The 26,068-nt window shown below is 41.3% G+C and carries 20 protein-coding genes, 1 pseudogene and 1 CRISPR repeat array; of the genes and pseudogenes, 12 read left to right on the forward strand and 9 right to left on the reverse strand.

From position 1 onward, the window contains the following. Nucleotides 1-101: 101 nt before the first annotated feature. Nucleotides 102-2,012, forward strand: a complete 1,911-nt coding sequence (locus AC5JM2_RS32805) for a heavy metal translocating P-type ATPase (protein ID WP_495839892.1) — start codon at nt 102-104, stop codon at nt 2,010-2,012. A gap of 246 nt (nt 2,013-2,258) precedes the next feature. Here the strand turns inward: AC5JM2_RS32805 and AC5JM2_RS32810 are convergent, their stop codons facing one another. Beyond that, a complete protein-coding gene (locus AC5JM2_RS32810; protein WP_495839894.1) occupies nt 2,259-3,887 on the reverse strand; it encodes a glycosyltransferase family 39 protein in 1,629 nt (542 codons plus the stop codon). Nucleotides 3,888-4,194: 307 nt separating this feature from the next. Here AC5JM2_RS32810 and AC5JM2_RS32815 point away from each other — a divergent pair, with 307 nt between their 5' ends. The 3 genes from AC5JM2_RS32815 to AC5JM2_RS32825 all read left to right on the forward strand — a co-directional run bounded on the left by AC5JM2_RS32815 (nt 4,195) and on the right by AC5JM2_RS32825 (nt 5,655). Beyond that, nucleotides 4,195-4,317, forward strand: coding sequence for a hypothetical protein (locus AC5JM2_RS32815; protein ID WP_495839896.1), 123 nt, complete (start codon nt 4,195-4,197; stop codon nt 4,315-4,317). A 372-nt stretch (nt 4,318-4,689) separates the two neighbouring features. After that, on the forward strand, nt 4,690-4,947 hold the full coding sequence (locus AC5JM2_RS32820) for a hypothetical protein (RefSeq protein ID WP_495839898.1): 258 nt from the start codon (nt 4,690-4,692) through the stop codon (nt 4,945-4,947). Nucleotides 4,948-5,355: 408 nt separating this feature from the next. Continuing rightward, on the forward strand, nt 5,356-5,655 hold the full coding sequence (locus AC5JM2_RS32825) for a ferredoxin (RefSeq protein ID WP_495839900.1): 300 nt from the start codon (nt 5,356-5,358) through the stop codon (nt 5,653-5,655). A 605-nt stretch (nt 5,656-6,260) separates the two neighbouring features. On the opposite strand, the gene AC5JM2_RS32830 is transcribed toward AC5JM2_RS32825, so the two are convergent. Beyond that, complete coding sequence (locus AC5JM2_RS32830; RefSeq protein ID WP_495839902.1) at nt 6,261-7,856, reverse strand: SpoIID/LytB domain-containing protein; 1,596 nt, start codon at nt 7,854-7,856, stop codon at nt 6,261-6,263. 440 nt (nt 7,857-8,296) lie between these two features. Between AC5JM2_RS32830 and AC5JM2_RS32835 the strand changes: the two genes are divergently transcribed. From AC5JM2_RS32835 to AC5JM2_RS32850, 4 genes are all read left to right on the forward strand, one after another. Beyond that, the gene (locus AC5JM2_RS32835; RefSeq protein ID WP_169263800.1) at nt 8,297-8,560 is read left to right on the forward strand and encodes a ParB N-terminal domain-containing protein; all 264 of its coding nucleotides are present in this window, start codon (nt 8,297-8,299) and stop codon (nt 8,558-8,560) included. Nucleotides 8,561-8,603: 43 nt separating this feature from the next. After that, nucleotides 8,604-9,089 (forward strand): Dps family protein, encoded by a 486-nt coding sequence (locus tag AC5JM2_RS32840; RefSeq protein ID WP_495839904.1) that lies wholly within the window; start codon nt 8,604-8,606, stop codon nt 9,087-9,089. Between the two features lie 90 nt (nt 9,090-9,179). After that, nucleotides 9,180-9,854: a nucleotide exchange factor GrpE gene (locus AC5JM2_RS32845; protein ID WP_495839906.1), complete on the forward strand. Its 675-nt coding sequence runs from the start codon at nt 9,180-9,182 to the stop codon at nt 9,852-9,854. A gap of 176 nt (nt 9,855-10,030) precedes the next feature. Continuing rightward, a complete protein-coding gene (locus AC5JM2_RS32850; protein ID WP_495840027.1) occupies nt 10,031-10,366 on the forward strand; it encodes an STAS domain-containing protein in 336 nt (111 codons plus the stop codon). Here AC5JM2_RS32850 and AC5JM2_RS32855 read toward each other — a convergent pair. From AC5JM2_RS32855 to AC5JM2_RS32875, 5 genes are all read right to left on the reverse strand, one after another. Further along, entirely contained in the window at nt 10,363-11,511 is a 1,149-nt protein-coding gene (locus tag AC5JM2_RS32855) for a PP2C family protein-serine/threonine phosphatase (protein ID WP_495839908.1), read from the reverse strand. The genes AC5JM2_RS32850 and AC5JM2_RS32855 overlap by 4 nt on opposite strands. Before the next feature lie 87 nt (nt 11,512-11,598). Beyond that, a complete protein-coding gene (locus AC5JM2_RS32860) occupies nt 11,599-12,372 on the reverse strand; it encodes a DUF1350 family protein (RefSeq protein WP_495839910.1) in 774 nt (257 codons plus the stop codon). A gap of 49 nt (nt 12,373-12,421) precedes the next feature. Next, nucleotides 12,422-12,637 (reverse strand): hypothetical protein, encoded by a 216-nt coding sequence (locus AC5JM2_RS32865; protein ID WP_495839912.1) that lies wholly within the window; start codon nt 12,635-12,637, stop codon nt 12,422-12,424. A 413-nt stretch (nt 12,638-13,050) separates the two neighbouring features. Further along, nucleotides 13,051-15,121: direct repeats of the CRISPR family, unit length 36 nt; unit sequence CCCTACCGATTGGGTTAAATCGGATTAGTTGGAAAC. Between the two features lie 33 nt (nt 15,122-15,154). Next, nucleotides 15,155-15,946 (reverse strand): ABC transporter permease, encoded by a 792-nt coding sequence (locus AC5JM2_RS32870; RefSeq protein WP_495839914.1) that lies wholly within the window; start codon nt 15,944-15,946, stop codon nt 15,155-15,157. A gap of 313 nt (nt 15,947-16,259) precedes the next feature. Next, nucleotides 16,260-19,421, reverse strand: coding sequence for an MFS transporter (locus AC5JM2_RS32875; RefSeq protein ID WP_495839915.1), 3,162 nt, complete (start codon nt 19,419-19,421; stop codon nt 16,260-16,262). Nucleotides 19,422-20,778: 1,357 nt separating this feature from the next. Here AC5JM2_RS32875 and AC5JM2_RS32880 point away from each other — a divergent pair. Beyond that, nucleotides 20,779-21,210: a CAAD domain-containing protein gene (locus AC5JM2_RS32880; protein ID WP_495839916.1), complete on the forward strand. Its 432-nt coding sequence runs from the start codon at nt 20,779-20,781 to the stop codon at nt 21,208-21,210. A 133-nt stretch (nt 21,211-21,343) separates the two neighbouring features. Here the strand turns inward: AC5JM2_RS32880 and AC5JM2_RS32885 are convergent, their stop codons facing one another. Next, nucleotides 21,344-21,847 carry a hypothetical protein gene (locus tag AC5JM2_RS32885; RefSeq protein ID WP_495839918.1) on the reverse strand — a complete coding sequence of 168 codons (504 nt, stop codon included), beginning with the start codon at nt 21,845-21,847 and terminating at the stop codon, nt 21,344-21,346. Between the two features lie 389 nt (nt 21,848-22,236). Here AC5JM2_RS32885 and AC5JM2_RS32890 point away from each other — a divergent pair, with 389 nt between their 5' ends. Both AC5JM2_RS32890 and tal read left to right on the forward strand, forming a co-directional pair. Continuing rightward, complete coding sequence (locus AC5JM2_RS32890) at nt 22,237-22,446, forward strand: acetyltransferase (RefSeq protein ID WP_495839920.1); 210 nt, start codon at nt 22,237-22,239, stop codon at nt 22,444-22,446. Nucleotides 22,447-22,951: 505 nt separating this feature from the next. Continuing rightward, the gene (tal, locus tag AC5JM2_RS32895; protein WP_495839922.1) at nt 22,952-24,100 is read left to right on the forward strand and encodes a transaldolase; all 1,149 of its coding nucleotides are present in this window, start codon (nt 22,952-22,954) and stop codon (nt 24,098-24,100) included. 125 nt (nt 24,101-24,225) lie between these two features. On the opposite strand, the gene AC5JM2_RS32900 is transcribed toward tal, so the two are convergent. After that, nucleotides 24,226-25,140, reverse strand: coding sequence for a DUF1338 domain-containing protein (locus tag AC5JM2_RS32900; RefSeq protein WP_495839924.1), 915 nt, complete (start codon nt 25,138-25,140; stop codon nt 24,226-24,228). Between the two features lie 464 nt (nt 25,141-25,604). Here AC5JM2_RS32900 and AC5JM2_RS32905 point away from each other — a divergent pair. Beyond that, nucleotides 25,605-26,068 (forward strand): annotated as a pseudogene (locus tag AC5JM2_RS32905) (hypothetical protein); the annotation flags it as partial.

Consider the following 26,068-nt stretch of genomic DNA (forward strand, 5'->3'; position numbering starts at 1 on the left):
AGATGATTTTATATTAGAATGCGACAACTCCTCTAGGTGAGGCTTGACATTGACATTAATGTCAAGGTTTAGCCTGAGAGAGTGTTGATAATTTCACTCTCATGCTCTACCCACAACGTCTCACTCAATTCACCAAAGAACATACAGAAGCTTTCGCCGCCATTTTTTGCGGAGTCCTGTTGTTTTTCGGATGGTTCGCCTTACATCTCAATTTTTTAGGATGGGCGCTGCTACTATTACCTGCAGCTTACGTTATTGGTGGTTATGAAAGCGCCCGTGAAGGACTGACAACGCTTTTCAAAGAAAAAGAACTGGATGTAGATTTGCTGATGATTGTGGCGGCTTTGGGTGCTGCGATCTTGGGCTTGTGGCAAAAGGAATACCATCTTATTCTTGATGGCGGAATCTTAATTCTCATCTTTGCGATTAGTGGGGCGCTGGAAGGCTACGCCATGCAACGAACGGAACGCAGCATCCGCTCTTTGATGAGCTTGACACAAGATACAGCAAGGGTTTTGCGTTCTGGAGGGGAGGAAATCATTTCCATCAGTCAGCTAAAGGTGGGAGACGAAATTGTTGTCAAACCAGGGGAACTCATTCCCACCGACGCAATGATTGTTTCTGGTTTGAGTACCGTTAACCAAGCTGCTATCACAGGTGAGTCCGTACCTATAGAGAAGACGGTGGGTGAGGAAGTTTTTGCAGGTACACTCAACGGCTATGGTGCGCTGAAGCTTAAAGTGCATCAACCACCAGAAAGTAGTTTACTTCAGCGTGTGATTCGTCTGGTAGAACAAGCACAAACAGAAGCACCTCCTTCTCAACAATTTGTTGAGCGATTTGAACGGAGATATGCGCTGGTGATTGTGGTGGCTGGGTTGTTGCTGGCAATTTTACCGCCATTTGTCTTAAATTGGGACTGGGAAACGACGATTTATCGTGCTCTTACTTTTTTGGTGGTTGCTTCTCCCTGTGCGCTGATGGCTGCAATTATGCCCACACTGCTTTCTGGGATTGCTCATGGTGCAAGACAGGGGATTTTGTTCAAAAATGGTGCCCAGTTGGAAATGATTGGTAAAGTTCGGGCGATCGCCTTCGATAAAACAGGTACTCTCACAACAGGACAAGTACAAGTCTTTCAAGTCATTCCTAGTCCTGGATATACAGAAGCAGATGTCTTAAAAGTAGCTGCATCTGTCGAATCTTCTTCCGAACATCCTATCGGTGAGGCAATTGTCCAGACCGCTCAGGATTTGGATTGGTCAAGAGCGGTTGAAGTACGAGCAATACCAGGGCAGGGAATTTTGGGTATTAACGGACACCAAGAGGTAATTGTCGGGAAAGCGGATTTTGTCAAACAGTATGTGACTCATTTACCAAGTGAGTTGAAGGATGCAGCAGACTTGCGAGAACAGGAAGGTAAAACGGTTGTTTGGGTTGCACAACAAGAGCAGGTGCTAGGTGTGATAGTGATCGCAGATCAAATCAGAGCAGAAGCAGTAAGAGCGATCGCCCATTTGAAAAAACTGGGAGTTGAGCAAATCGTCATGTTAACAGGCGATAATAAGCGCACTGCTGATAGCGTCGCCCAAGCAGTAGGAATTGAGCGAGTGTATGCAGAACTTTTACCAGAAGATAAGCTTGATGTCATCCGTCGTTTACAAAAAGAGTATCAAACTGTGGCAATGGTGGGAGATGGTATCAATGATGCCCCAGCCTTAGCTCAAGCATCTGTGGGAATTGCGATGGGCAAGATTGGCAGTGATGTCGCATTGGAAACCGCAGATATTATATTGATGGCAGATAGATTGGAGAAAATAGAAGCAGCAATGCGTTTGGGTAAAAGAGCGCAGGCGATCGTCAAGCAGAATATTACTGTTGCTTTGGGTTTTATTGTTTTGCTTTTGGTTGGTAATTTTGTTGGGGGTATTAACTTACCGATTGGGGTGATTGGACATGAAGGTTCTACAGTGTTGGTGACTCTGAGTGGTTTACGATTGCTGAGGAAGTGACAGGTGTAGGGTGATCGCTTTATGCAAGGCCCCACCAAATTGTAAATTTGGTGGTCTTGAATTAGTAGTGGGTTGTGTGCCCCTACTAATTATTTTCCCTACACACGCCAGATACCTCTGTCGGGAAACCCTCCTATGGCACTTCGTGCCACGCTACGCGCTTCAGTACTGGCTCACGCCACATGCCTCAACGCGCTTAACCCGCGCACGGCAGTGGCTCCCCTATACTCTTACCCCCTTACACCCCTAGTTTTTGACTAGTTTCAAAAGCTGAAGTTTTTCAGGATAAATCTTTTCTAGTTTGTATTTTAGTTGTTTCTCTATCTGATCAGTCAATATTTTCAAGGGAGGATTGTGGGTAGGATTATATAAAAAAACATCACTGAACTTATTAGAAATTTTCGGTAGATTTGGCTCCTTCACCAAGTAAAGCCGTACTTTTGGATTAAGCAGATAACTCAGAGATAGTTCATCACCTAAAGGCCAGGTTCCCTCACAGGAAGTGATCAAAAGTGGTTGAGAAGCTTGATTGATAATGCGGGCTACTTGTGGCATATAAATGTTAAGATCTTTAGACCACCAACTCTCTGCTTGAGAGATGATGACACAGGATAGGACTCCAATCGAGAGCAGCGCAATCATCACAAACTGCCAGAATTTCTGTCGCCAAATGTTAATACAGGTGGGGGCAATTTGAGTTGCCAGAAGGTAACTAACAGCTAACTGAATACCCAAAAAAGCAGGGATCAGATACCGAGCTACTCGTGTCCGCACTCCTCCCCAAATGATATCTGGCATTGCTAAAGGTAGAAATGTAGCTGCAATTAATATTATGATATATAAGCGAGCTTGCTTTGGAGCTTTACGACAAAGAAAATAAATCGAATATCCTACTAAAACTAAGATAAAAGGAATCAAAAACTTCACCATCAATTTTAAAATGGAGCCATCATTCCCCCGTTGCAAATCGTAGTCAAAATCTACAAAAAAATAGCTAAGGTTAATAACCCACTGTTTTATCATCTGTAACCGAGACATTCTAAGTTCAGATGTCCAGCCTGTTGTTTTATGAAGTTGGGTTGATTTGCTCATAATCACCAAAAGCCAAGGCGTGAAAGCTAAAAGCCCTGCCAAAACCGCTAGCAGATAAACAATCACCATCTTAGTTAATCGCAATCTTGCAGCGGCAAATACATAAATACCATGAGCAATTGTCACCAACCCAGAAAACAGAAATGTGTATACCCCCATAACCACGGTAGCTGCATACATTCCCCAACTAAGCATAGTTTTTAGTCGCATTGCCCGTAGTAGTGTTGCGCTTGAGAGCAAAATTGTCACAGTCCACAAACCATACTGCCGTGCTTCCTGTGCATACAGTACATGAAATGGTGACACGGCTAACAGTGCAATTGCTACCCATCCCACGAGCGATGACTGAAATAATTCTATACATAACCAATAGATACAGGGAAACACCAGCAAGCTAATTAAGACAGACAAACTTCTGGTTACTGCAACTGAACCGCCAAACCATTGCACCCAAAATCGCGCCATCAGATAATACAGTGGTGGATGCTGCGGATCTTCTACTGCCAAAGAATTTATTGTATCTTTCCAGGTTTTTTCAGGAGTGATATGTTGATATTTTTGTAAATCTTCAATGCCAATTTCACGATTATTGCAGACGTCTTCAATCGCTTCTTTTTCTGTATAGCCAGAAATTCGTAAAGAGGTAAAAGTCTCATCGAACCAGTATACTTTGCGGTCAATGTTGACGAAACGAAAAAACACGCCCAATGTCAATAGAACAATGACTAAAAATCGTAACCAACTCCGAGGGAGTGCCCAGCTATGCGAGAATCGATTGTTCATAATATTGAGATAAATAACGATTTTGTGACAGATATTTTGTCACAAATATAACTGGTAATCAAAATACCATCAATTATGTAGATCATTCAAAAAGTACTCATAACTCAGTATTATTTTTATTAAATATTGAAAGGCTGCTGTTTGACAAACAATTTTTGCTGTTGGTAGATGGTGTGAATGAACTACCCTCTGAGGAGGCGAGGGGAGATTTCATTGCTTTTTGACGGGAAAAGCCAGAGACGCCCATAATTTTCAGTACGCGAGATTTGGGAGTGGGGGCGATGTAAACATTGCCAAGAAGCTGGAAATGCAGCCATTGATAGTTCCACCACAGTTGGGTACTCGCCTACAAGAGTTTGGGGAAACACCACTGCTGCTGTGTATGCTGTGTTCTGTTTTCACAGGGAGGGGTAATATCAAGTCCCTTTAATTAGTTATTATTTGGAACATCTGTGCGAAGATTGTAAAATCCTCTCTCCCTGCTAAGCGTGAGATCTTAATGATAAGTCTTTTACCGCACATGATATGACTGCTTACTTCTGCTGTAAACTTAACTTACTTGCCCATTGAAGCGCTGCTGAAGTAATCACTGATATATACGCGCTTTGGCGGTGGCTGGGTCAACTGTGGTACTGTTAGTGGGTGTCGGGGTTTTGTATCACAGTTTGCGTCGTAATTCGTCAGGGAATGTAGTGAGTATGGGTGGCTGAATTTGGGAGTGGAAGCAAATGCATAAGTTGCTTTGATTCACAACTATAGAAGCATTAGAAGAAACTATTCGTAATCAAATAAGGATGTACTAATGTCAGGTACTTTAACTCTCAGGAACAATACAATTTTGAAGCAAGATCCCACTTTTCAGGACAAAGAACAGGTTACACGTCAAGCAAATGAAAAAATTCCATTTTCGTGGATAGAAATTAAAGATTATAAGGGGATATCGTTTGGTCAACACCAGCACTTGGAAGTGCATCTCGACGGTAATGGAATTGTGTCTGACCAGGGCAACTCTAGACAAACCTGGTTCGTTAATACCAAGGATGTAGCCAGAATAGACTAAAGGCAACAATTGTGTGGGCAGAACAATTTTGTTCTCCCACGTTGTCTTTGACGCCATCTACGGAAATATCCGATACCTATCCCGTGGGTAAAATTCATCTGCACGTAGCGTGTAGCTATTGTTTGTATCTATTTATACAGCACTACTGAGCAGTTTTTAACGGAAATTCCTGTAACTTTATTTAACAATCTAGCAAGCCGATGCTGATTTTTATAAGATAAATTTATCATAATTAACTCGCAAAATTTCATTACTAATCGAGTTCAATTTCTGGTTACATCCTTTTATTTTTCTCGTAGTATCAAAGGTGAAGCTAATTATAACTCGCGGCTATTCTGACAAGAAAAGCCGTAATTTTTGCTTCAGGATAACTTATACCGTCCATTTGCAAAAGAGAGAACTACGAAAATGGCAACTTACAAAGTAACACTGATCAACGAAGCTGAAGGGCTGAAGGAAACAATTGACGTTGAGGACGATACTTATATTCTAGACGCTGCTGAAGAAGCTGGTCTTGACCTGCCCTACTCTTGCCGCGCTGGTGCTTGCTCTACCTGTGCTGGTCTGATCAAAGAAGGTGAGGTTGACCAAAGTGACCAATCATTCTTGGACGATGACCAGATTCAATCTGGGTACGTGCTAACCTGTGTCGCTTATCCAAAGTCTGACTGTACCATCGAAACCCATCAGGAAGAGGAACTTTATTAAAAGTTAGGGTTCTGAAAAATTAACCTCTTGCAAGAGTTTTTGATGTCGTACAGACACAAAAGGAAAAGAAGCAGAACTAACAACACAAATCATTTTGCGCTGTGTCTGCTCCAACACCTACTTTGGCATTAAGTCTAGATTCAGGTTCTATAAGCAGGAGCAGAGGGTGTCCCACGTTCCTGCTTTATTTGCCTAATTCTAGCAATCAGCTACTGACAAATATAACAAAGCTAACTTTGTTAATTATCCGTAAATTATTTGACTATCTAAGGGAACGCTTAATAGGTGAGACTAGCCCCCCCGTCTTGGTGAGTCCAATTGCCGTCTTGGACGCCACTTCCTACCCTACGGGAAGCCGCTAGCCCCTAAGGGGGCTAGCGGAACCGGAGGTTCTCCCCGATAGCCCTCCGGGGAAGACCTCCGGTCTCGCTGCGCTAACGCCAGTCGCCTGCGGAGGGAAACCCTACCAAGAGCGCTGGTCTCACCGTAAGGCGTGGCGTTAGCCATAGGGGAACATCAAATGTTATGAGTCTTATAGTCTACTCCACAAAAAAGCCTCAGTTACCTTCCAAGGGGGAAAGAGGCTCTTGAGTATAACTAATAACTCAGTTCGTTCCCGAAATCCCGTTGCCGAGAATTTGAATTTTAGTTCCAGGATAGTAGAATTGGAGAATTTTCTGATTCTCCCAACCTAGTTGAGCGAGATTTTGAGCACCTACTTGACTCAAGCCAACTCCATGTCCTAAACCGCCACCAACAAAGGCATATCCCCATAGTTCTGATTCACCTTTATTTAAGGGTTGTAAGTAAAACAGTGTGCTCACAGGAGCGGCAAAGGCACTGCGAACCTCGTCTTTATGTAAAGAAAAGGTGCCAATATCTGTTTTGACATCAAGTTTAAGAATGCGTCCGCTCTTGCTTCTCTCTACAACTTTCATATCTCTGATACTTTTGAACTTTGCGTAGGGACTGTTTTTCACTTTCAGAAATTTTTGTAAATCCTTGGTAATATCTTTCAAGCTAGATTCCTTACGCCAACGGAACAAGTCTTTCTGGCTTTCGTTAAATCCGATTTTGAGACTGATAAACCGTTGAAATTGGTTTTCATCCGCTAAATTCTGCCCAGACAAGTTCCATACATTATCGCTCGGAGCATCTATGATGGGCTGCAGATAAGGACGATCATCACCATTCCAGACATCGCTAAAAGAAGCAGTGACACCGCCAGTCGTAGAAGAATATAGGGCATCTACAAGATTGTTTCTGTATGTGAGAACCATACCCCGCGTTGTTGCGATCGCCCGATCTGTGTTCGGTGTCACTCCACTCAACCCATAATACACCTGGCAGTGAGTATCTGCAGATAATTGATACCCATCTATTGCAAATCTATGTAAATTTCGCAGGGCATAAGTCCGGGCCAGAACCGCTTGTGCTTCCATTGCTGCAGTTGGGGCTGAAGCACCAATTTCATACGGCACTACTCCACGCAAGTATGTTTCTAAAGGCACTTCGTTAATGAGAGTATAAGTACCGTAAGCATTTGGCTGCAACTTCATCCGTCCAGCGTAAAGATGTGCTTTCTCTGGTTTTTTAGTTTCGTTGACACGAATCAAATTTTTATCGCTACTAATTTCCAAATTATCTAAGTTGTAGCGTTTACCATTCAATTGCCAAGTGACTCGCGGTACACTTTGTAAAACTTGGCTATCTACAAAAGCAGTCTTCTGAACTGCAGATTCTACAGTCGAAAGAAGCAAACGTCTGAGTAAGGGAGTGTTATACACATCGCGCTTGGCCCAAACTTGCCAGCGTTCTGGTTGGGCTATTTCTACCTCTATTCCCTTATCACGCCAGTGTTTGGCACTGTCTTCGGCTGTTTCGTAAGTGCGGTAAGTGCCCAGCACAACCCTTTCCTTGACGACTGCTACCGGTAAAGCTTGCATCAAGACTTCCAGTTTCACTGGGTTGGTGGTCACTACGGTTTCCTGACGCTTACCATCTTGAAATTTCAGCCTCAAGCGATCGCCTTTGGTAGGTTCTAATTCTAACTGTTCTGTGGAATTATCTCCAAATCGCTGCACTATGCCAATCCTGATTTCCACATCTTTTGTGCTGCTAGCAGGACCAGAGGCTCCTGTCAGACCTAATAAACAAAATGTGGTCAGTACGGTGTAAGAAATACGCCAGATAATTTTCATAGAACCTTTGCTCTTCCGCTACAACTGTCTAGGGGTGGATGATCCGCAAAAACAGTATGAAATCAGAAGGATAATGGTAGATTTATTTGGTTGTCAGCCCCCAAACCGGAAAAATCCTTGGAGAAAAATTTAAACCGGAGCATCCTGAATATTAAGACCCTCGTTTCTCCTTTGGGGTTCCTTGAAGGGCTTTGATCAAAAGTATGTAAAACTGAGCAACCACAGGCAAAGCAGTGCGCACCACGATGACTCATGGCAGTTTCGCAGTTTTACACAGGTTCAACCCAAGGTTGACTCCCTATGTAGTTTAGTAGTTTTTGGCACAAGTTATTTGAGCAAACTAATATTAGTTTTGCCAATTTCGTTGCTTGCAAGTCATAGTCATAACGAGTATGATATATAAAGAACCATAAGACACGACCCATGAACAAAACTTCTTTATGATTAAAGTTCAAGAGATTCCTTTAAATCAGATACGGCGACCTTTGCCACGTACCAACGACCCTGACAAGGTAAAAGCTCTCATGGAATCGATTGCTGCCATTGGGCAACAAGAACCAATCGATATATTAGAAGTCGATGGACAGTATTATGGATTTTCTGGATGTCATCGCTATGAAGCTTGCCAGCGTTTGGGCAAAGAAACTATCTTAGCCAAAGTCCGCAAAGCTCCCAAAAGCGTTCTGAAGATGCATTTGGCATGAATTTCATTAGCTGTTATTAGCAATAACTAAACAGGAGAAAAATATGCAAACTCGAGTTTTCCCAGTAAATATCGGTATTGACGAAGCAAGCAGAGCTAAAATTGCTGAAGGTTTGTCTCGCGTGTTGGCTGATACCTACACGCTGTACCTGAAAACTCATAACTTTCATTGGAACGTTACAGGACCAATGTTCCAAACTCTGCATCTGTTGTTTGAAACGCAATACACAGAGTTAGCAATAGCAGTTGATTTAATTGCCGAACGAATTAGAGCATTGGGCTATCCTGCACCCGGTACTTACAGCGAATTTGCCCAACTCAGTTCTATTCCAGAAACGAATGGCGTTCCCAAAGCTACGGAAATGATCCGCCTGCTTGTAGAAGGACAAGAAGCCGTTGTCAGAACTGCGCGGTCTATCTTCCCCATAGTAGACGAGGTTCATGACGAACCTAGTGCGGATTTATTAACTCAGCGGATGCAGATACACGAAAAGAATGCTTGGATGCTAAGAAGTTTACTTGAAGACTAAGGTAGATGGGGATTATTTGTTGGTTGTCAAAAAGCACCATTAACCACTAAACTGTAGTTCTGAGGAACCAGCAGTTAGTCATTGCCAACGATGTCCCACATCGATTTCACTTCACAGTTGCATGACCTGATGCAACGTGTGGGTATTTCTAGTTTCAAAGCTCTGAGTCGCACTGCTGGCGTCTCAGAGCGTCAGCTTTTGCGGCTACGGCGGCTGGGAGTTGAGCAGATGCGGGTGGATGTTCTGTTCAAGTTAGCCCAAGCACTACAAATAACTTTCAATGAGTTAGTTACAATTTTCTCTCAACAAAAGTTAGTACGAAGTAAAGATACATCAACTAACGAATCTCAACATTTGTTAGAACAAATAGCAGAATTAAAAAAAGAGTACGAGCGATCGCAACAGCAAATACAGCAACAACGACAGGTATTGCTGCAAGAGTTTCAGCAGTCTAGTTTACAATTGCTGGAATCTTTGTTGCTGCAATTTCCCACTGCAGCACACAAAGCACGGGAAAATCCCCAATTAAGCGCGCTTAATATTGTGCCGTTAGTGCACAAACCCTTGGAAAGACTTTTGCAGCACTGGGGAGTGGAAGCCATAGCACCTGTAGGAGCAGAATTGCCTTATGATCCTCAACAGCACCAACTTCTAGAAGGTAGTGCACAAGTTGGTGAACTGGTTAAGGTACGTTACATTGGTTACCATCAAGGTGATAAACTGTTATATCGAGCTAAGGTGAGTCCTATTCCACCAGAAGCATAGAGTCTTTCGCTAAGTACGATCGCAATAAAATCAAGAATTTGTCAATATCTTGATGTGATGATTGACTTATTATTTGGGATTTATACATACTGATATGGCAAGTGTTTTTGAAATGAATTAGTATTGGTATATGTTGATATTTCTGTTAATTATTATACAAAAAATGTGCTTTTATGATGGTAGAACAAGTCAAGGTTATTCAACTTAGTGGAATTTTAGATGCCGCTCAATCGCAAGAGTTGAGAAAAAAAATTGATGAAATTTTACAAAAAGAAAGTAGTACCAAAACAGTGTTACTTGATTTGAAAGAAGTCACTTTTATGGATAGTTCTGGCTTGGGTGCTTTGGTGTTAGCTTTTAAAGCTCTAAACTCTGTAGATAAAAATTTTGTGATCTGCTCGATAAATGAGCAAGTCAGGATATTATTTGAACTGACAAGCATGGATAAAATATTTAAAATATATTCAAATCGAGAAGAATTCAACCAAGCTGTGAGTTTTGGAATAAATTAATCAAATCTAACCTGGATCATAGATAAATCATCATCAAAAGCTTCTTTGGAGTTTAAAGAGATGATACTATTCAAAATGTGATCCAGTTTACCCTCACATTCAAGCTGTGAGGTGACAAGCATCTGAATAAAAGCGTCCAAAGTCCAAAGAGTGCCATCCGATTTGGTAATCTCATAAGCACCATCACTAAAAATATAAAGAGAACTAGATTCTTCAATCTGACAAAAGTCATCTACATATTTTACCTCTGGAAACATGCCTACTGGCATACCAGGGGTTTTCAGTCTTTTGACTTTTGGGTTGGTTGGAGATTTTCCAGATATTAAGACTGCTGGTGGATGACCTGCACTTGCGTAAATTAACTGGCGCTTAACTCGGTTATAAACTCCATACCAAATAGTAAAGTATTTATCGTTTCGATAATTCATTTGAAAAGTATTATTCAACGCTTGCAAAACATCACTGGGTTGATAATAATTCAGACCAGCAAGAGCATGCGATCGCAATAAGTTCAGCACGGAAATAGAAGGAAGAGTTGCTCTAAGTCCATGTCCAGCAGTATCTAACAAGTAAATTGCCAGATAATCAGAGTCAAGCCAGTAGTAATCAAAACAATCACCACCCAATTGACGCGAGGGAATGAATTGGTAATTAATCTGTATAGGATGCGTCATTGGCATAGGCAAAAGGGAACACACATATTCTGCGGCTTCTGCCAATTCTGCTTCTAAAATTTGCTTTTGAGTTTGTAAATCCTTACTAAGTTGATGTAGACGCAATCCGGCTCTTACCCTTGCTTGCAATTCATTCTGTTCAATAGGTTTAGTGATAAAATCATCAGCACCTGCATCTAGCCCTTTAACGCGATCCGCTACCGAATCTAAAGATGTTAATAAAATAAAAAATGTGGTGGATAACTGAGGATCTGTCTTGATTCGCTGGCAAACTTCTAATCCATTTAAGCCTCCTGGCATAATCCAGTCACAAATAATCAGCGCTGGAGAACAAGCTATTGCTTTTGTAATTCCATCCTTGCCGTTATTGGCTACCAATACTTTATAACCCTGTCTTTCCAGCATCCTCGTAAGAAGTATCTGTACTGCTGGGTCATCATCAATTACTATAATTTGAAACGTACTATTCATTAGTTAATAGTCATTAAAAAATAATCATTAAAAAATAATCATTTCGGGTATGAACTTTCCCTAAAATTCTGGGTCTTTGATGATCTCCTAGCTGATTATGGGATTGGAAAGAGGGTTTAGCCAAAAGAGGATAATGCTTTTAAGCTGATTGAGATCGCGATACGCTTGTTGCTTAAACCACTGTCCTAAAGCGTCAAAGGGCGTGAAAGATTCTCCCGTTTGCCATTTAATATCTTGCCCTAAGGGTGTGGTGTGAGTCCCGTTTAGCATCTGTGCTATCACCATCTCTGGAAATCGTTGTTTCAATAACTCAGTTAAAGCTGTTGATTGATCCAGGGTATCGTTGGTAAATTTGATCAGCAAGTTACGACGAACGTTATACCGATCTTGGACGAGTTTATTAGTTTCTAACGGTGAGGGGGTAAACTCGACTGCGGCTAGGTTAAACTGTTCAATTAAGGGAATGGCATCCCGTGCAGCATAATTGTTGAAGGATATGAGGATATTGCCAGCGCGTTCTACATTGAAGAGGCTACCAATAAGCAAGTGAAGCTTACAACCCATGCTATGCCCGATTCCATAAATGGGAAGGTAGCGCTTGCGTATTGCCGAATTATCCTGTAGGCGTTCTAGGGCGCGTTCAAAGTTTAAGAGGACAGATTTTGCGATCGCACTATGATCCAAAGTGTTCACAAACGGTGTCGCGATCACAACATAGCCTTTGCTTGCGAGTTGTTCTAGCAACCAACGGTACGTCAGATGGGGTGCTGTAGCAACAAATGCCCCGCCGAGAAAGTGAATCACACCAACAGGATTTTGCGGAACAAGTACCCAGTTACCAGAGATTTCTTGCCAGTCCATGTAAACAAGGTAAAAAGTTAGAAAAAAAAGTTTAAAAGTTAATACTTTTTCATAGTAAACCTTGTTGACTGTTCTTGTGGGATGATATCAAGCTTGCAGATGGTGAGAATCCCTTTGGCAGCGGCATACCAGAGCGATCGCCACTTAAGTTAGAAATAAACTTTCTATCCTTCATGATACAGTCCAGATAAACACATTCATTTATAACCGGTGGTGCGCCATCTGTAGGCTGCTCGTATCTTGCACCATTTTTTCTTGGTGTCATTTATCATTTGTATTATTTAAGTAAAAAAAGTTGTACTTTTTTGAAGTATTAATTGTTACCTCTAAAATCTTGGAAATTGTTATATAATGATATTTATAGTGTCATAAAGGATACTTCAATTTTCCAACTTCCCAGAAGGTAACGGACAAAAATCAAAATTGCCGAAAGTACAGTCAAAGTATTATGCAATCTAGGTTTTAAGATAAATCAAGGAGGTTTTGTAACATGGTCATCGACACACTAAGCCAAATCGCTGAAACCCTATATTTCTCGTTGAGGTGTGTCGATTCCTTACTGGGCAAGGGTTTGAGATGCGTGTCTTGCATGATTTTGAAGAACGTATTTGATGTTTTTCTGAGGTGTGTCGATTTGGGTGCTGAAACCCTCACTGGGTAAAGGCTCCTGAACGAACTCCCTACCGATTGGGTTAAATCGGATTAGTTGGAAAAGATCTGGGAATTAGCTGCTTTATAAGCCTGGAAACCCCTACCGATTGGGTTAAATCGGATTAGTTGGAAAATCAATTAGACGGATGTAATCACTAATTGGAGGAACCCTACCGATTGGGTTAAATCGGATTAGTTGGAAAATCAATGGTATTGTCATCGCTAGGGCAACAAGAGCAACCCTACCGATTGGGTTAAATCGGATTAGTTGGAAAAACTTCAGGTTTGCACAGTATGGAACAAGCGTGACTCCCCTACCGATTGGGTTAAATCGGATTAGTTGGAAAAGACCTTGAAAACGCATGTGTTTTACCACATACGCGAATGTAGTCCCTACCGATTGGGTTAAATCGGATTAGTTGGAAAACCTCGAATTCGCCCTCTGCGTTATATGCAACAGTGATACCCTACCGATTGGGTTAAATCGGATTAGTTGGAAACGTTCTGCCCTGACCCACTCTTTATTTAGAGCTGATCCTGCACCCTACCGATTGGGTTAAATCGGATTAGTTGGAAACCAGCAAATAATGCAATAGTAGCACTAGCAACTGTGCCCTACCGATTGGGTTAAATCGGATTAGTTGGAAACAATCGCACGTCCTAATAGTCCCCAACCGTTTGTAGCCATGCCCTACCGATTGGGTTAAATCGGATTAGTTGGAAACTTTTTGAATAGTTTGTACAGCTCCTTTCCCTATACCCTACCGATTGGGTTAAATCGGATTAGTTGGAAACGATAGGGCAATCTGCCCTCATTCTGAATAATTACCCCTACCGATTGGGTTAAATCGGATTAGTTGGAAACTTTACATATCCATTAGGATGGTCGAATGCTCCCAACCCCTACCGATTGGGTTAAATCGGATTAGTTGGAAACGTACCAGATGGATCATTTTGTCTAAAGATTTCTGACCCTACCGATTGGGTTAAATCGGATTAGTTGGAAACAAGTTTGGCTTGATGAAGAGAAGTTATGCTTGTTCCCTACCGATTGGGTTAAATCGGATTAGTTGGAAACATTCTGAGTGTTTTCACGTTTCTTCTAGCTAAATCATGAGCCCTACCGATTGGGTTAAATCGGATTAGTTGGAAACATTTCAAACAGGTTGGCGGAAGTTGAGGTGCAGGTACCCCTACCGATTGGGTTAAATCGGATTAGTTGGAAACCAGAGAGAAGCGGCGCAAAGACTAAGAGTTAGAACCCTACCGATTGGGTTAAATCGGATTAGTTGGAAACCTTTAAACCCAATGTTTAGCTGCATATATAATAGCAACCCTACCGATTGGGTTAAATCGGATTAGTTGGAAACGGGAGATACCGTTGGAGTTGGTGTCTCTGTAGGCCGCCCTACCGATTGGGTTAAATCGGATTAGTTGGAAACTTCTGGGTGGACGAGCTTGTACTTTATAGGCTCCAGGCCCTACCGATTGGGTTAAATCGGATTAGTTGGAAACACATGAAGGCGCAATGCAACTTCCGGGAAATCAACCCCCCTACCGATTGGGTTAAATCGGATTAGTTGGAAACCTTAGATAATACTCTACAGATCTGTAGAGTATAGAACCCCTACCGATTGGGTTAAATCGGATTAGTTGGAAACGCTCTGTCCCTTCAAAGGACAAGTAGATCTCTCCCCTACCGATTGGGTTAAATCGGATTAGTTGGAAACTATTGACTTTACAATAGGTTGAAAAACTAGGAAAAATTCCTCCCTACCGATTGGGTTAAATCGGATTAGTTGGAAACTTCCCCACCTTTAGCTACTAATTTTATAATAGTGCCCTACCGATTGGGTTAAATCGGATTAGTTGGAAACGAGCCATTATTTTGAACCCAGCCAATTTCTGCTACGTCCCTACCGATTGGGTTAAATCGGATTAGTTGGAAACAATAACCTACGCTTTTACAGGCGTATCCTATCCCAAAAACCCTACCGATTGGGTTAAATCGGATTAGTTGGAAACGAATCAGAAGCACCAACAGCAGGAGAACAAAGACCTCCCCTACCGATTGGGTTAAATCGGATTAGTTGGAAACAGTCTATCAATTAGATTTAGCGGTGGGAGGATGTCAAGCTCCCATCCCGGAGTATCGCTTCAATCCTCGTCGCCACAGCAAACGATTCAAACCCAAAAACACCAAAATCCAACCCAGTATTAACAAAAATCCCCGTGTCAAATCCACAGGTGATCCAATCAAAATATTTGCCGGGAAATCAATCATATAAGGAAATGGTGTGCAAAGTACTATCGATCGCACAGATTCAGGAAAAACCTCAAGTGGTGCAATCATTCCAGACAAAAATAAATAAAACAAAGACCAAAAATTTTCTACAGCACTAGCTCGTTCCGTCCAAAAAGCAAGCATTGCAAACGAGTATTGCATGATAAAGCGTAAAACAAAAGCAAGTACACTCGCCAACAAAAATAATAAAAAGTTTGCTAAACTTGGCACCCAAAAAGCTTGTGGATAAAGGAGAAAAAAGAGGATTATCAGTAACAATGTAAAAGGGAAACGAGACATTCTTTCAGAAACATGGGAAGCAATATGATGCCACACGGGATCAATAGGTTGTAACAAGCGCGGTGAAAGTTTTCCTTGTACTATCTCCTCTTCAAACTCCCAAACCACCCAAGTTACTGTGATTTGCCTAACAATGAAAACTGCAAGAAAGTAACGAGCAAAATCAACAGGTGACAAATTGAACCGTCCTCCTTGGGCCGCTTGTATCCACACTCCCATTAAAATAATTGGCAGAGAGTTTGACAGTAGCCATAAAATGACTTCTGCACGATACTCAATGTTATAAGCGTAATACACTGACAAGAATGTCAGGGCTTTTCGGAAAATTCGCTTGATCATAAAGATTTGTCGTGTTTTGATTTATGAAAGTTACGCATCTTCAAATTTCCGACTTCTAAAAGAAGTTGGGAATCTTGTTGTTCACTTTAACAAAAAAGCCTCTCCAGGCAATACGGTTCGGATAAGATCCCCCCGCCTGCGGCGACCCCCTTAAAAAGGGGGTAAAAGGCTAAAATAGTCCCCTTTTGGGGGTAAAAGACTAAAATAGCCCCCCTTTTTAAGGGGGGTTGGGGGGATCTCCCTTGAGAGAAACAAGCTAATCGAACCGTATTGCCTCTCCAGGGAGAGGCATAACCATGAACGAGTAAAAAACTTAACCTAAGAAACTTAGACCTTTTACAGCTATCACTCCAGCTATTGCTGAAGCTGCTAAGGAAAGAAAAGCAGTGTTAAATAACCACCAAGCAGCACCTGCAACAGCTTTTTTTGTTTCAACTGCTTGCTTTTGAGCTTGATCTTTAATAGCATTAAGGCGTTTTTGCGTTTCCTTCTGGATACGTTCGGCTTGATGCAAGACGTTATCTCGTGCTGCTTCAATTCGGTCGATAATTTGGTTTGCTTGCTCTTCGGAAATATCTTTGCGCGAACTCAAGACAGCAACTAGGGTATCACGATCAAATTGACCGAGGCGATCGCGCAAACTCTCAAATCCTGCTTGTGGATCGTCAAACAATTTAGCAAAATCTTGCTGAATGCTTTCATAGTTGAGTTCGGGACGTTCGAGTGAGTTGAGATAGTCGCGAACTTTAAGCGTCGCGCCGTCAATCACCGATTGTACTTTTTGCTGAACTTGCTCATATTGTTCTACCACCGAGTTACGCACAGACTCGATTTGGTCTACAATTCGGTTGGCTTCCTCTTCTGAGATATCCTCGCGCCCAGACAGCAAAGCGACAATTGTTGAACGGTCAAATTTGGCAAGGCGATCGCTTAAAGTTCCGACTCCAGCACGAGGAGAAGATAGCAGCAATTGCAAATCGCGCTTGATTCCTTCAGGGTTTAATTCGTCTTTGTTGGTGTTGCGCAGGTAGTTTTCCAGATTCGCTTCAAAGTCCTGAACCTTTTGAGTCGTACGGTTTGCCAAGCGTTGCGGCGCTTTGACAATCTTATCAATTCCTTGTTGGAAAGAGTCGATGGTGCGGTTTACTTGCTCTTCACTCAAGTCTCCTCGTTGCGTCAGGAGTTTGACTAAGGTTTCACGATCAACTTGGGAGAGGCGATCGCGCAATGCATTAGCACCATCTTTGGGATCGGCGAGTAATTTTTGCAAGTCTTGCTGAATTCCTTCAGGATTTAGTTCTTCCAGATTCGTATTGCGGAGATACTCACCAATAGCGGTTGTAGTTTGCTCGTACTGCTCTTTGGCTTTACCCGCTACTTTTTGAGGTGCTTGCAAAACATTGTCCCGGACTGCAAGTAAAGAGTCAATATTTTGGTTTATCTGTTCTTCGCTCAAATCTTGCCGCTGACTTAATAATTTTACTAAAGTATCGCGGTCAAATTGTGAGAACCTTCCCTTTAAAGCCTCAAATCCTGCTTGGCGATCTTCTAGCAAAGTTCTGAAATCACGCTTGATACCTTCTGGATTGAGTTCTTCTTTATTAGTATTGCGCAAATATTCTTCTACTTTTTGCCGCAATTCATCAGCTTTCGCTTTGGTTTGTTCTTGCAGTTCTTTTGCCCGATTTAAGACATTATCACGTGTACGTTCGAGTTGACCAACAATATTATTAGCTTCCTCTTCGTTTATATCTTCGCGTGCAGCCAGCAGCTTCACTAAGCTATCACGGTCAATATCTGAAAATCGTTGACTCAAATCTTCAACACCAGCTTCTGGATCTTCCAGCAGCTTTGTCAAGTCCTGCTCAATACCTTCTGGGTTAAGTTCTGCTTTACCAGTCGAACGCAGGTAGTCTTCTAAGCGAGTGCGGAGGTTTTGGGATTTTTCTGTCGCGTCCGCTTGGTTAACTGTTTCTAAAACTTCCGTGCGAATGCTTTCCATCTGTTCAGCAATTTCTTTGACTTTTGCTTCGCTGATGTCTTCTCGCTGCGATAGCAAGTTGGCAAAATACTCTAACTTAAGTTCCTCCAACTCCCGTTTTACAGTTCCTGGGTTAGCGTTCTCGTCATAGATGACTTGTTTGAATTCATCTTTGATTGTCAGGGAGTTAAAATCCCAAGGTAAAGAGTTTTGTATGTATTCTTCTACATCTGCCTTTATAGTGTTGGATTTAGAGGAAGGCGATTTACTAGCCACAGAACTACCCAACTGACCAGCTTGCTCTGTTGCTTGGTCTTTAAGCTTTTGCAGTTGCTCTGTAATTTTATCAACATCTATTTGCTTAACTTTTCCTCCTAGCTGTTGTAGCAGAGGTTTAATTTTCTCGATGTCTATCTGCGAGAAGTCTACCTTTTTCAACACAGCTGGTAAAGCAGCACCCAAACCAAGTTCAACACCTTGCTTCACTATCCCACCACTGGGATTAATTTTGCTTCCAGCGGCTGAGGCTAATTGCTGTAGCTGTTGACCTAATTGCTCTGGCTTCAATTCTTCCGGAGTGGCAGAGTTAAGTAAATTAATAACTTGTTCTGTGGGATTTTGCCCTTGAGCAGCTTGGTTCCAAGCACCTTGCAATTGATCTACAAGCCGATTGGTATCTTCTTTAGATAAGTCTGTGCGACTACTAATTAAATCGACAAAAGTCTGGCGATCGATATTTTTTAGCAAGTCACTATCAGCAACTGATTCTAAATCTGCGTCTTTGAGCAGCTTGTCAAACTGAGAGCGAATTTCTTTGATATCTAACTGAGGTAATTGCACACCAGCTAAAGATTTTTGCACTGTGTTCTTGATACTATCAGCATCAAAACCTGATGTGAGTTCGCGGCGGACAGCTGCGGTAATTTCCTCAGCACTAGAAACCATTTGATTTTTAGCAACATTCGCGCCAACAGCTGTAGTTGCTGTACCCACGAGTCCTTGGAAGCCAGAAGTCGCAGTGCTGACAACAGAACCAATTAAGGAACCTACTGCTCTTGAACCAAACCAAGTGATTAAGGAGAAGTAGGTAGACCAGATGACTACACCAATTATCCCTCCTATAAGCGCACTTTCAACCAAGCTTAGTTTGACTGCCAGAAAAGAAGCACCGAATAATGCAATGGTTGCGGTAACAACAGCCCAAAGACCTGCGGCTGTTTCAACTTTACGAATTGTTCCACCCAAGCCTTCTGAATCATCAGAACCATCACCTCTTCCTAAAGATGATATTCCCACAGCTATGGAGAAGTTTGTTAATAATAATTGAAAGGCAAATGCCATCAATACACCAGTCACTAATGCGACTAAAAATTTCGGATTAGAAAAGACAAGCGTAGCCTGTTCTGGATTTACAAGTTCCGGATTTGCTGGGATTGGTACTGCTCCAAGTTGGTTCCACAGCAAACCCAACGTCATTTCCACACTTTTAAACATGTTATCTCCTTGATTACAACTTAAGTACACATGTCAATCTAGAAATCTCTATTAATCTTTAGGCGTTTCTGCAAGAAGAGCTTAAAGAATATTGACAACACGACGCCTAATGTTACTGTCCAAGTTACTTAGCTTGATAGCAACTGCAACTGCAACTACTGGCTTTGGGATAGCTCTACTTATTAACAAACCTATGATAAACGCAGCACCAATACAACAGCAAGCATTAACATACACATACAGAAAAACTATCCTTATTCTTGCTCTTGTCTAAGTTTAAGTACCTAATTGGAGCAAGTGATATTGTTCACTTTTTCCTTCACATTTTCTCCTATTTCTTAAATTATAAATTTCATGATTTGGAATCCTCTTCCTAGAGAATGACTTGATTTTACCGAGAGAATGATTTAAAAGTTTTTAACATTTTTCGTGACTCACAATTAGAAAAATGCCGGAAATTATAGATTACAAAACTATATGCATATATAGTCTTGTAATCTACAGGAATATTCCTCTGACGATGCATTTTTATGCGAGCCCTAGATATTGACTTTTGAACTAGTTTCTCGGAACCCTGATTACCTGTGAAAATTTGTGTTGTGAGCTAGTAGTATTGTTCTGACTACTTTCTGGCAAAGATTGTAAAGCCTTATATTCACAAAAATAAAGAAATGATAAGTATTTTAAGGAAATCAGCTAGACCATTAATTGAACAAGAAACAACAGAGCCGTCAGTCGCGCTTGAGTCAGTAATGTTGGACAGTGCGACGTAAAGATGAGTAATGGGTTGCTCTCCCCCACCAAAATCTTTGATGCATGTGGTCTATAATTAGATAGCGCTCACCAATCCCTAGCATAAAAATTGCTAAATCAGCAATTCCAGTATAGTTGACTTCTTGTAGAAAAACATTTTATTGGACTTTATCTAAAAACGAATAATTTTTCAATTTGATAAAGATAAAACTTATCCCAAAAGATGGGTGAACATTTCGTTCAAAAATAGTATTAATATGATTAACTGCATTTAGAAGATTCTTGTACAAATAATTTTAGCGCTTAGGAGGAAGTAAGGATGGTCTTCGGTTTGAATCGGTGTACTATAAGCGTATTTACTCATTACTGTGTGCAAAATGTGAGCTGTATAAATTGAGAGATTCTGGTTTGCCAATCAACAGGGTGTTTGTGGTTATTCAGGATACAGATTGCAATCATCAGATTAAGTGGTGCTGAAATTACAGAGCGTGTTGGCGATAAAGCTGACGAGTATCCTGATAGTTGCGGCACTTTCTGAAATGGTAGGCTAGTACCATAAATTTAAGTAGAAAAAATTGTTGTTATTTGAGAGGGAACAAGTATTATGGACAGCGAATTACAACAAGCTGAATACACTGATGCCAAGATAAAAGAAGGCATCAAAGCACTTGAAGCTTCAGAACCAGGAACTTTGGCAATGCTACCACCTGCGACTGAAACTGAAGAGGAATTGCAGCAGTTTGGTGGACAAATTTCTACCTTTTTGGCAGAACTTCCTGAATACTTAGGTAGGTTTGTCAACGAATACAAGCTGCCAGTTATTAGCTTTGCTTTACTTGTAGTCACAGTAACTCTACTCAGGCTAATATTGGCGGTGCTAGATGCAGTCAATGATATTCCACTCTTAAGCCCACTGCTGGAGTTAACAGGGATTGGTTACACAATTTGGTTTACTTTCCGCTATTTACTCAAAGGTCCTACTCGGCAAGAATTAGCTGCACAACTGGACTCAATCAAAAAAGAAATTATCGGCTAAAAGATCTCAAAACCTTTGAGCTAAGTGCAGCATAGTTTCAACAAAATTTTTTAATACCATTTACACACCTTGTGGTCAAGTAGAAATTGCTTTTTCTGCTTGACCACTTTTTGAATCAATATTTAATATGGAGCTAATATGGAGCGTTTGCAGGGGCTACGTCCTTGAGAGTACGACCTGTACTACGCCCGTTATAGCCTTGGAAATCCTGGTACTGTTGCGCTTCGGACTCTGGAACTTCAGCTTTAATTCCTCCAGCAGGTGGGGTTACCCACTGAGGACGGCCTTGCGCATCCCGGTAGTAAACACGTCCATTCTTTGAGAGGTAGTACTTACCTTGCGCCCCCTCTTTTTCCGCATTCTTATGCCTGTTGTAGAGGTAGTATAAAGCAGCTGCACCAGCTAATGTAATTGCTACTTTCTGCCCTGTACCCAATCCCTTTTTAGGTTTGGTTTGCTTTGCTGTCTCTGGATTATTCACTGTTCTAGCAACAGTATTGTCAGCAGGTGGCGGCGGTGCTGCAGTTTTTGAACCTCCTCCACAGCTAGTAAGCAGTGGGAGTGTTAGCAAAGCTGAAAGAAATATTGCAGCCGGAAAGGAAGCTGTTTTGCGTTTCGAGTGTACTATGTTAGTCATATTTGTTCTCCACCCTAATTTTAGTAAATGCTGTTTATTAGCGTCTCTAACAGGATTTTATATTAGCAAACATCACAATTATTTTAATTTTTATTTACGCCAACAGAGTAGGTTTTGCAAACGTTCTACCAGAAGACTGAGTTGATCATATGCGTACAAGACGTACCCCCTCTTGATATACCTCTGGCGTCGCATAACAATATTGTTAATTTTTCGACTGACAGTGATTCACGAAGAATACCATATTTCCATATTTTTAAACAATCTTTTTAGAGGCGATCGCACATAGCGTGTTCATTTCTATCTTAGGGTGAGTGAAACACGTAAAACAATAGGCTATTGTTAGAAGCTGTCTAGCTAACTAATTTGTCATTAAAACAATTTTCGCCATGCTTCTTCAAGACAAGCAGACTGGTCACTTAGTAGAAATACAGGACTTCGAAGCGCTGATTAGCCCATTGAAACCTACTATCGTTGCGCGACTTCAGGCGGGAGAAGAAGAACAAGATCCAGAAGAGTATGAGAAACAGCAATTAGTTTTTCCTTCTGGTGAGAGCTTGCCACGCTGCTGGATAGATGAAAATTATAAAAACCCTTAATTTTCCATCATAGCAGTCATTATGAGCAAGGTTATTCATTAACGGTACTTGACAAATCTTGCTCATGATTATCTTGTAAATTGAACTGCCATCTATTAAGTAGATATTTTAAGATATATAACGATAACTGTGTCTTGAATACAGCAACTTCTTGTTTACTATTGTGACTTTTATATATTTGATATTTTCAAGAATTTAGACTATCCAGAATAGCTTAGTAAAAATGAAAAATTTGATTTATATAAAAATTTAAGACGATTGATGTAAACTTATTTACATCAATCAAAATATAAAATGAAATAAAAAGCACAAAAAAAATCTATATCGGAAGATTTTATTGTGACTTTTAAAGTCCCTCTATTGAAAGAGGAGATAATCTTTTTGTTTTTTTAGGCTGGTTAAGAATAATCAAAACGTTATCAACTTGCATTAAGCGATAAAGACTTAACAAAAATTAGAAATAAAGCAGTGAGTAAGTATAGATAGCTCTAATTTGGTGATAAAAATGGCAAGTAACCCACTCTTAACAATAAAAGATTACGGTCAAAGTATCTGGATGGATAATTTGACTCGGGACTTAATTCAGTCTGGTGAACTTCAACGCATGATTTCGAGTCGGGGTATCCGTGGGATTACTTCTAACCCTGCAATTTTTGAAAAAGCGATCGCCGGAAATGCGCTCTATGATGCTGATATCGAAGCAGGAATTCGAGCAGGTTTACCTGTTTCCAAAATTTACGAATCCCTAATCTTTGAAGATATCCGCAACGCTTGTGATATTTTCCGCCCTATCTACGAAGAGTCTGGAGGCTTGGATGGCTACGTCAGCATCGAAGTTCCTCCAACTATCGCCCACGATACAAAAGCTACGATTGGTGAAGCGCAGCGATATTATCGTGAAATTGGGCGGGAAAATGTCATGATAAAAATTCCCGGAACTCTCAGCGGCGCACCAGCAGTAGAGCAGGTGATTAGCGACGGAATTAATGTCAACGTTACCTTACTGTTCTCGATTAAAAGCTATGAAGAGGCGGCTTGGGCATACATTCGAGGTTTGGAAGCAAGAGTAAATAAGGGTCAAGATGTTAGCAAAATAGCCTCTGTTGCTAGTTTCTTCCTCAGCCGAATTGACATTAAAATTGACCAAGTCGTTGAGGAAAGAATCAAGACAATTGGCACTGAGGATTTGGCAATAGAAGCAGGCTTAGTTGCAATTAAAGGCAAAGTTGCAATTGCTAACGCTAAAATTGCTTACCAAAAATACAAAGAAATTATCCAGAGTGAGCGTTGGAAAGCTTTAGCAGACAAAGGAGCCAACGTGCAGCGACTACTGTGGGCTTCTACCAGTACCAAAGATCCCACCTACAGCGATGTGATGTACGTTAACGAGTTAATAGGTTCAGATACCGTTAATACTCTACCCCCAGCAACAATAGAAGCCTGCGCAGATCACTGCGATGTTGCTAATCGGCTTGAGACTGGGGTAAAAGAAGCATATCAGTTGATTGACAGTCTTAAAGATCCAGATATCAAGATTAATCTGGATCAAGTGATGGATCTTGTCTTAGATGAAGGGATTGACAAATTTATTCAGCCCTATCAATCACTGATGGAATCAATGGAAGAAAAAGTCAAACAATTGTCTCCCGCTTAGTGACACCACACCATAAATAAGGGTTGAAAATTTTATGTAGGTTGGACTTACCGTGGGGAAATCCAACATAAGAATAATGTAGAGACGTCACATGCTACGTCTCTACATTATTCTTATTTAGAAAACTAACTCATATTCAATCGCGTCATTTCAAACAACTGCTGGGCATTCTTTCCTAGAAAACCATCAAACAACACCCGCTGATCTGCTTCCACTTCTACCATATAGCGTTGGGCAATTTCATAGTAGGCATAAGTCCAAGGGAGTTGAATTTTGACATCTACAGTATCTTCTAAGACTGTGACAACTTCAGTAACTGCTTGAGTTGCCGTTTGCCGCAAACCACTGGCAATATCCCCCTCAATCTCAGCTTTCATTGGCACACCCAAGTTAGCTAAACTACGGGCAGTAGTCTCAATATCTGGGTATTTTGAGGTATTCTGACGATTAACGTAGCCTGTAAAGTGATTGACAGCATAACCGTGCAGCAGCACCCAAGCACCATATTGAGTTACCTTGTTCACTTCTTCCACTACAGAACGCCGGGGAGGTTGCCAAGGGCACGTAAAGATTCTATGGAGTTCTTTGGCAACGCGTTTAGTCTCAGTAGCGAACGCCTGGAGAATTGCTGAATAATGAAATAAATTCACGTTGGAAACAGTTTGTCGGATAAGGTGGACAGTTTCTTCTGGCAATTCATCAACAATCAACTCGCTGATAAACAACTTGGGCAAATCAAATTCCTCTTGCTGAGGATGGCGATAGTGACGGGCGTAAAGATGGCTTTCAGGAAAAGAGTATTCCCCAGCCGCCTCGTAGCCCAAAGCCTCGGCAAGTTGTCCTAAATAGTCAATACCCAAATTAACCTTACCCTGTGGACTGTCTACCTCCATGCGTAAAGATCGAAAAGCAATGTGATCATTAGCAACAGTCCCACCCGCATCAGTGATCATTTGTGCGTAGGTGCGGGCATAACTTACCCGGATGCTGTAATCTTGCCAAAGTAATTTCCAAAGATGACGAGCAATTTCGGGGTTCATGGTGTTTGTGGCGATGCATATCAAACTTTATGATAACCTCTGGCAAGGATGCGAAACGGCATACTTGCTTTTGTTAGTGAGGTTTCGCTCAATCGTAAAGTTTTGTAACAAAAGAGAAAACTTTCTTCCACTCCAACTGAAGAACATATAGAGCCAACACTAATCCAAATATCACTTAGCGTGATATTCATTTTGTTGAGCTGCGTTCCGTGACGGCAGAGATATAGCATTTGTGCTATATCCTCTGTCTTACTTATCAGTTATCAGTTACCAGTTATCAGTTATCAGTTATCAGTTATCAGGTAGGAAACGGACTCGTTCACCCCTTGTTCACTGTTCACTGTTTACTGTTCACTGTTCACTGTTCACTGTTTGAACAGTCTTACTGTTTCTGGGGTATTGATGATAGGAATATTTTTTAACACTCCCATGCCACGCATGCGATATTGCTAAAACAGAAAAGTATGAATAAACGCCTGATTAAACGCCTGATTAAACGAATTATTTTTCCATCAATCGCTTTTTTTGTTGGATTTTTTATCACGCTTACTCATGTTGCTGCACAAGAAGTGCCATCTAAGTTGCAACAAGACAACAACCTGTCTCAACCTAATGGGCAACCAGACAACTTCTTTAACTTCCATTTTTGGATCTTTGTTGTATTTTTTTTGATCGCTATTTTTTGCCTAGCTAATTTCATCAAAAATCGACACTGTCCTCAATGCAAAACGTTCAACCTTAAACGGACTCAACAAGTTTTAGTTCCAGCAACCACTAGTTATTCAGGAAGGCGCAGGGTAATCTGCCACTGTCAAAACTGTTCTTACCATCACGAGTATGAACAAAACATTCCAGTAATTAGCAATGATTACAGTGGCGGTGGCGGCAATGATTACGGTGGTACTAGTAGCAATAATAATACTAATGT

Source organism: Brasilonema angustatum (assembly GCF_059505445.1).

Excerpts from the sequence above, each read along its gene's own strand:
- AC5JM2_RS32825 (WP_495839900.1), top strand. The coding sequence starts at position 5,356 with ATGGCAACTTACAAAGTAACACTGATCAACGAAGCTGAAGGGCTGAAG.
- AC5JM2_RS32860 (WP_495839910.1), bottom strand. The coding sequence starts at position 12,372 with ATGGACTGGCAAGAAATCTCTGGTAACTGGGTACTTGTTCCGCAAAAT.
- AC5JM2_RS32840 (WP_495839904.1), top strand. The coding sequence starts at position 8,604 with ATGCAAACTCGAGTTTTCCCAGTAAATATCGGTATTGACGAAGCAAGC.
- AC5JM2_RS32835 (WP_169263800.1), top strand. The coding sequence starts at position 8,297 with ATGATTAAAGTTCAAGAGATTCCTTTAAATCAGATACGGCGACCTTTG.
- AC5JM2_RS32870 (WP_495839914.1), bottom strand. The coding sequence starts at position 15,946 with ATGATCAAGCGAATTTTCCGAAAAGCCCTGACATTCTTGTCAGTGTAT.
- AC5JM2_RS32890 (WP_495839920.1), top strand. The coding sequence starts at position 22,237 with ATGCTTCTTCAAGACAAGCAGACTGGTCACTTAGTAGAAATACAGGAC.
- AC5JM2_RS32845 (WP_495839906.1), top strand. The coding sequence starts at position 9,180 with ATGTCCCACATCGATTTCACTTCACAGTTGCATGACCTGATGCAACGT.
- AC5JM2_RS32880 (WP_495839916.1), top strand. The coding sequence starts at position 20,779 with ATGGACAGCGAATTACAACAAGCTGAATACACTGATGCCAAGATAAAA.
- AC5JM2_RS32865 (WP_495839912.1), bottom strand. The coding sequence starts at position 12,637 with ATGACACCAAGAAAAAATGGTGCAAGATACGAGCAGCCTACAGATGGC.
- AC5JM2_RS32810 (WP_495839894.1), bottom strand. The coding sequence starts at position 3,887 with ATGAACAATCGATTCTCGCATAGCTGGGCACTCCCTCGGAGTTGGTTA.
- AC5JM2_RS32855 (WP_495839908.1), bottom strand. The coding sequence starts at position 11,511 with ATGAATAGTACGTTTCAAATTATAGTAATTGATGATGACCCAGCAGTA.
- AC5JM2_RS32830 (WP_495839902.1), bottom strand. The coding sequence starts at position 7,856 with ATGAAAATTATCTGGCGTATTTCTTACACCGTACTGACCACATTTTGT.
- AC5JM2_RS32820 (WP_495839898.1), top strand. The coding sequence starts at position 4,690 with ATGTCAGGTACTTTAACTCTCAGGAACAATACAATTTTGAAGCAAGAT.
- AC5JM2_RS32900 (WP_495839924.1), bottom strand. The coding sequence starts at position 25,140 with ATGAACCCCGAAATTGCTCGTCATCTTTGGAAATTACTTTGGCAAGAT.
- AC5JM2_RS32850 (WP_495840027.1), top strand. The coding sequence starts at position 10,031 with ATGGTAGAACAAGTCAAGGTTATTCAACTTAGTGGAATTTTAGATGCC.
- AC5JM2_RS32885 (WP_495839918.1), bottom strand. The coding sequence starts at position 21,847 with ATGACTAACATAGTACACTCGAAACGCAAAACAGCTTCCTTTCCGGCT.
- AC5JM2_RS32815 (WP_495839896.1), top strand. The coding sequence starts at position 4,195 with ATGCAGCCATTGATAGTTCCACCACAGTTGGGTACTCGCCTACAAGAG.
- AC5JM2_RS32805 (WP_495839892.1), top strand. The coding sequence starts at position 102 with ATGCTCTACCCACAACGTCTCACTCAATTCACCAAAGAACATACAGAA.
- AC5JM2_RS32875 (WP_495839915.1), bottom strand. The coding sequence starts at position 19,421 with ATGTTTAAAAGTGTGGAAATGACGTTGGGTTTGCTGTGGAACCAACTT.
- tal (WP_495839922.1), top strand. The coding sequence starts at position 22,952 with ATGGCAAGTAACCCACTCTTAACAATAAAAGATTACGGTCAAAGTATC.